The sequence below is a fragment of the bacterium genome (assembly GCA_040757115.1).
In the GTDB taxonomy this organism is placed as follows: domain Bacteria; phylum UBA9089; class CG2-30-40-21; order CG2-30-40-21; family SBAY01; genus JBFLXS01.
Window position 1 is genome coordinate 1 of the sequence record JBFLYA010000233.1, and the last position, 5,832, is coordinate 5,832.

6 protein-coding genes are annotated in these 5,832 nt (G+C 38.4%); all 6 read left to right on the forward strand.

What is annotated here, in order from left to right; all coding sequences use genetic code 11:
* The first annotated feature begins 186 nt into the window (after positions 1-186).
* Genes atpF through purL form a run of 6 tightly spaced genes read left to right on the forward strand, consistent with a single transcriptional unit; the run spans position 187 to position 5,633 of the window.
* Positions 187-702 carry a F0F1 ATP synthase subunit B gene (gene atpF, locus AB1422_15735; GenBank protein MEW6620760.1) on the forward strand — a complete coding sequence of 172 codons (516 nt, stop codon included), beginning with the start codon at positions 187-189 and terminating at the stop codon, positions 700-702.
* The gene (gene atpH / locus AB1422_15740; GenBank protein MEW6620761.1) at positions 699-1,247 is read left to right on the forward strand and encodes an ATP synthase F1 subunit delta; all 549 of its coding nucleotides are present in this window, start codon (positions 699-701) and stop codon (positions 1,245-1,247) included. Before atpF ends, atpH begins: the two co-directional genes overlap by 4 nt.
* Before the next feature lie 39 nt (positions 1,248-1,286).
* Positions 1,287-1,607, forward strand: a complete 321-nt coding sequence (locus AB1422_15745; protein MEW6620762.1) for a type II toxin-antitoxin system prevent-host-death family antitoxin — start codon at positions 1,287-1,289, stop codon at positions 1,605-1,607.
* Positions 1,582-1,857, forward strand: coding sequence for a type II toxin-antitoxin system RelE/ParE family toxin (locus AB1422_15750; protein MEW6620763.1), 276 nt, complete (start codon positions 1,582-1,584; stop codon positions 1,855-1,857). Before AB1422_15745 ends, AB1422_15750 begins: the two co-directional genes overlap by 26 nt.
* Before the next feature lie 14 nt (positions 1,858-1,871).
* On the forward strand, positions 1,872-3,428 hold the full coding sequence (gene atpA / locus AB1422_15755; GenBank protein MEW6620764.1) for a F0F1 ATP synthase subunit alpha: 1,557 nt from the start codon (positions 1,872-1,874) through the stop codon (positions 3,426-3,428).
* A 15-nt stretch (positions 3,429-3,443) separates the two neighbouring features.
* Complete coding sequence (purL, locus tag AB1422_15760) at positions 3,444-5,633, forward strand: phosphoribosylformylglycinamidine synthase subunit PurL (GenBank protein MEW6620765.1); 2,190 nt, start codon at positions 3,444-3,446, stop codon at positions 5,631-5,633.
* Positions 5,634-5,832 lie beyond the last annotated feature (199 nt).

Sequence of the window (5,832 nt, forward strand, 5' to 3'; positions counted from 1 at the left end):
GGAGGAATTTGGTAATATCTTTGCTTCAAGTATTTTAACGCTGAAAGGAAAGAGATAATTTTACATTTTGATATGTAATTTTTATATTTGCTTTTTGCATTTTGATTTTTGGAGAATACCCGCTTAAAAACTACAGTTTCTTAATTTTGCAGAACTCTACAATTATCAGGCAAAGGAGGAAGAGATATGGAAGGTCACGGTGAGGTTATCAGTATTAGCTGGCAGATATTATTAGTCGAATTAGGTAGTTTCTTAATCTTGTTATTTTTTCTGGCAAAATTCCTTTTCAAACCGATTACTAATTTTTTAGAAAATCGCTCAAATCAGATAAAAACTACATTAGAAACCATAGAAACAGAAAAGCAAGATATTGAAAAGATAAAGCAAAATTATCAAAATGAAATAACTGAATTAAACAAAAAGACAAGCCAGATAATTCAAGAGGCAACTAAAGAAGGCGAAATTCAAAGGCAGAAAATAATTGCCCACTCTCAAAAAGAAGCAAATAAAATGGTAGAAAAGGCGGAACAATCCATTGAAAAAGAAAAGGAAAAAGCGATTAGTGAGATTAAAGCACAAGTAGCGGACATATCGATTCTCGCCGCCTCAAAAATCCTGGAACGCAGTATTGATGAATCAATAGCTCATCAGTTAATAGACGAGTTTATAGAAGAAATAGACCAGGAGAAGATACCTCAATGAAAAAACCCAATATTGTAGCAACTAAATATGCTGAGGCATTAATTAAAATTGCCAAACAGAAAGATGCCCTTAAAACCCAGGCAGAACAATTAGAACTAATGGTTAAGGTGCTTTTCTCCAATGAGAATCTGATGAAAATACTTGCTCATCCTGCTCTTACTTTAAAAAATAAGGAATCGTTATTAAAAGAGCTCTTCAGTCAATATTCTTTATCCAGTGACAGTCTAAATCTTCTTCTCCTTTTGCTCAAAAAAAATAGACTTCAATTACTCGAAGATATATCTTCAAAATACCAGCAATTCATTGATAGACTGCAAAATATATACCAGGTGGAGATTATCAGTGCAGTCCCTATGAAAAAAGCACAAGAGGAGCGGTTAATCGCAAAGTTATCAAATCTCTTACAGGCAAAGATAAAATTAAAGATTTCTATCAATCCAGAGATTTTAGGTGGACTTGTTTTACAAATAGGTGATAAAATAATTGATGGAAGTATCAGCAGACGGTTATTCATGTTACGAAGGGAATTAATTGGAAGAAGGTAGTATTAACGAATTTTACCACCATGGTAGAGGAGGATTAAAATGGCGGTATCACTAAAAAGAGGTAATCTGGCGAGAGATTTGGATATTCCGGAAACTATATCAGCCGCTACGGCAAGACAGATGTTTTACACCCTGCTTAAGAATGTAGAATATTCAAATCGTAGCTATATCTTGACCAGGGCAGGAAAACCTGTAGCTCGGATAGTCAATCTTAATGAATGGAAAGAGATTATGACTACCTTAGAAATTATGGTTGAGCCAGAGCACCAGGCAGAGTTAGATAAGGCCATCAGAGAGGTAAAAGAAGGTAAAATTCATTCCTTTGAGGAGGTATTTGGCCATAAACAATCAAATCTATAAGATAGAGTTCTCCTCTTTAGCCAGAAATGATATAAAAAAAATTCCAGGAGAGATTAAGGATAGATTGGAGAATCATTTGATAGATTTATCGTTCAATCCTTATCAAGGTTATAAACTATTGGGCAAATATAAAGGAAAAATGGCTTATGATTTCAGTTTCAGATATAGAGTCATCTATGGTATTGATAAGAAAGAAAAGGTTTTAACAGTCTATGAAGTATGGCATAGACAGAAGGATTATAAGAAATAAGGGGGAGATAAATTATGCCAGAAATAAAGGCAACAGAAATTAGTTCCATTATTAAAGACCAGATTGCAGGCTATGAAAAGGAACTAAAAACAGAAGAAGTAGGCACTGTTATTCAAGTGGGCGATGGAATAGCCAGGATATATGGTCTTGAAAATGCAATGGCTGGAGAATTAGTCGAATTCCCGGAGGCAGGTATTTACGGAATGGTGTTAAATCTTGAAGAAGATTGTGTGGGTGCTGTTATTTTAGGGGCAGATATTAATATCAAAGAAGGCTATCAGGCTAAATTGACCGGACGGGCAGTTGAAGTCCCTGTCGGCGAGGCATTGTGCGGACGGGTAGTAAATGCCCTCGGAGAAGCTATTGATGAAAAAGGACCTATTAAACCAACGGAATTCAGGGCAATTGAATCAAGAGCCCCTGGGGTAACCGAACGAGTCCCGGTCAAAGAACCTATCCAAACCGGCCTCAAAGCAATAGATGCAATGATTCCTATTGGTAGGGGACAACGCGAACTGATTATCAGTGATAGACAGCTGGGTAAAACGGCTATTTTAGTCGATACAATCCTTAATCAAAAAGATACAGATGTATATTGTATCTATGTGGCTATTGGACAAAAGCAATCCAGCGTGGCTCAGGTAGTTAAAGTATTAGAGGATTCTGGTGCAATGGATAAAACTATTATTGTTTCTGCCACCGCTAATGTACCTGTGTCATTACAATATATTGCCCCTTATTCGGGGTGTGCGATGGGAGAATATTTCCGGGATACAGGCAGACATGTCCTTGTTATCTATGATGATTTATCAAAACATGCTATTGCTTATCGCCAGATGTCTCTTTTGCTTCGCAGACCACCAGGTCGAGAGGCATACCCCGGTGATGTTTTTTATCTTCATTCCAGACTACTTGAGCGAGCGGCAAAGTTAAATAAGGAAAAAGGTGGCGGTTCACTTACGGCTCTACCAGTCATTGAAACCCAGGCCGGTGATGTCTCTGCCTATATCCCAACTAATGTTATTTCAATTACAGATGGCCAGATTTATTTAGAAGGTGGTTTATTTTATTCAGGGGTTAGACCGGCAATTAATGTGGGATTATCTGTCTCACGGGTTGGTTCTTCGGCTCAAACTAAAGCAATGCGTCAGGTAGCAGGTAAATTACGGCTTGACTTAGCTCAATACCGTGAATTAGCCGCCTTTGCCCAATTCTCATCGGACCTCGATAAAGCAACGCAAAATCTGCTATCTCGTGGAGAACGAATGGTAGAAATCCTTAAACAAGACCAATATCTACCTATGCCATTAGGAAAACAGGTAATGATTATCTATGCCGGCGTAAATGGATATCTTGATGACCTGCCAGTTAAAGAATGCTCTATTTTTGAAGAAGGATTTTTAAAATTTATGGATGAATATCATCCTCAAATAGGTAAAGAAATTGGAGAACAAAAAGTTCTATCTCAACCACTTGAGGACGGACTAAAAGCGGCTATTTTAGAATTCAAAGAAAAATTCGCTAAAGAAAAGGAAGAGCATGCCCATAAAGTATTAGGAGTAACGGTTTAAACTTGAGACTCTATTATGCCCAGGATAGAAATAACTGAAAAAATAATTAAATCACATGGTTTGACGATGGAAGAATATGATAGAATCTGTCAGATTCTCGGGCGTCAACCTAATTATACGGAGTTAGGTATATATTCGGTGATGTGGAGTGAACACTGTAGTTATAAAAGCTCGCGGGTAGTTTTAAAATCATTCCCAACACAAGCACCCTGGATTTTGCAAGGTCCTGGTGAAAATGCGGGAATAATTGATATTGGCGAAAATCTTGCTGTAGTGATGAAAATTGAAAGTCATAATCATCCCTCGGCTGTCGAACCTTATCAGGGTGCGGCAACCGGTGTCGGCGGCATCATTCGTGATATATTCACAATGGGCGCTCGACCACTTGCCCTTCTGGATTCACTTAGATTTGGTGAATTAAATCATCCCAGATGCCGATATTTGCTAAATGGGGTTGTTGCCGGAATTGCTGGCTATGGAAATTGTATTGGCATCCCAACGGTTGCTGGTGAGGTCTATTTTGAGGATACTTACAAAGAGAATCCATTAGTTAATGCGATGTGTGTTGGAATAATAAACCATAATGAGATTATTAAAGGAATAGCAACTGGTGAGGGAAATCCAATTATTTATGTTGGTTCTGCCACAGGTAGAGATGGACTGCATGGCGTAACCTTTGCCTCGCGTGAATTGACAGAGGAATCCTATGAAGATAGACCATCAGTTCAGGTGGGCGACCCATTTATGGAAAAACTATTGCTTGAAGCCTGCCTTGAACTGGCAAAAACAGGCTGTATCGTAGGTATGCAAGATATGGGTGGGGCAGGACTTACCTGCTCAACCTGCGAAATGGCTTCAAAAGGCAATAGCGGGATGGAAATAGAATTAAACAATGTTCCAAGACGAGAACAGGGAATGATTCCTTATGAAGTTATGCTTTCGGAATCTCAAGAAAGAATGCTTCTCTGTATCAAAAAAGGCACTGAAGATAAGGTTAAAGAGATATTTGAAAAATGGGACTTGCATGCCGTAGTCATTGGCAAGGTAACCGCAGATGGAATATTAAGGGTAAAAGATAATGGTCGGGTAGTGGCTGAGATTCCTGCGAAATCATTAGCCGAAGATGCCCCTATCTATCGCCGTCCACAACAAAAACCTGCTTATCTTGACAAAGTCCAAAATTTTGATACCGATAATCTCCCAAAATTAGATAATTATAATGAAATTTTACTTAAATTAATTACCTCACCAAATATTGGACTAAAAGAAAAGGTCTATGAACAATATGACCATATGGTCAGGACAAATACAGAGGTTTTACCCGGTAAAGGCGATGCGGCAGTCTTGAATATCAAAGGCACACAAAAGGCTATTGCTGTAACTTGCGATGGAAACGGTAGATATTGCTATCTTGACCCTTATGTGGGTGGGATGATTGCGGTGGCAGAGGCGGCAAGAAATGTTGTTTGTGTCGGCGCCAAACCTTTAGCCATTACAAATTGCCTCAATTTCGGTAACCCGGAAAAACCAGAGGTGATGTGGCAATTCCAGAAGGTTGTCGAAGGAATGATTCAAGCCTGCAATATACTTAATACCCCGGTCACAGGTGGCAATGTTAGCTTTTATAATGAAAGTGAAGATGTGGCTATTTATCCAACTCCAGTTATTGGGATGTTAGGAATTATTGATGGTTATCGTGGCTCAGGTATAGGATTTAAGGATGAAGATGATATTATTGTTTTATTAGGAGAAACTAAAGAAGAGTTAGGTGGCTCTGAGTATCTCAAGGTCCTTCATCATCAGGTCGCAGGCAAACCTCCAATGATAGATTTAGAATGGGAAAATAATATCCAGTCCACCTGCCTTGCCGCAATTCAACAGGGAATTATCAAATCTGCTCATGACTGTGCTGAGGGAGGATTAGCCATTGCCTTAGCTGAATGCTGTATCGTGGGTAATATTGGGGCTGAGATTACCCTGGATTCAGAATTCATTGAACCACATTATTTACTTTTTGCCGAATCTCAGTCCCGAATTATTCTCAGTTTAAAAAAGGAAAATTTAGATGACCTGGAAAAACTTGCCTCTTTATATCAGGTTACCTTTTCTATTCTGGGTAAGGTTAAACAAGGTCACTTGCGAATTAATAACTGGATAGATATTCGGCCATCTTTATTAGAATCGTCTTGGAAGAACTGGTTATAAGACTGGTAATTGGTAACTAATTAAGCGGTCAGCCATCAGTGGTCAGCATTTAACCACCTTTGTTAGTGAACAGCCAGAAGCGAGGCTAATTGCTTTTTCATAAATAGGTTCCTCTTTTGGGGAGAGCGATAGCAAGAAGAACTTTAATGTAAATATCAAAATGCAAATATCAAAATTACAATGCAAAATGCAAAAATAC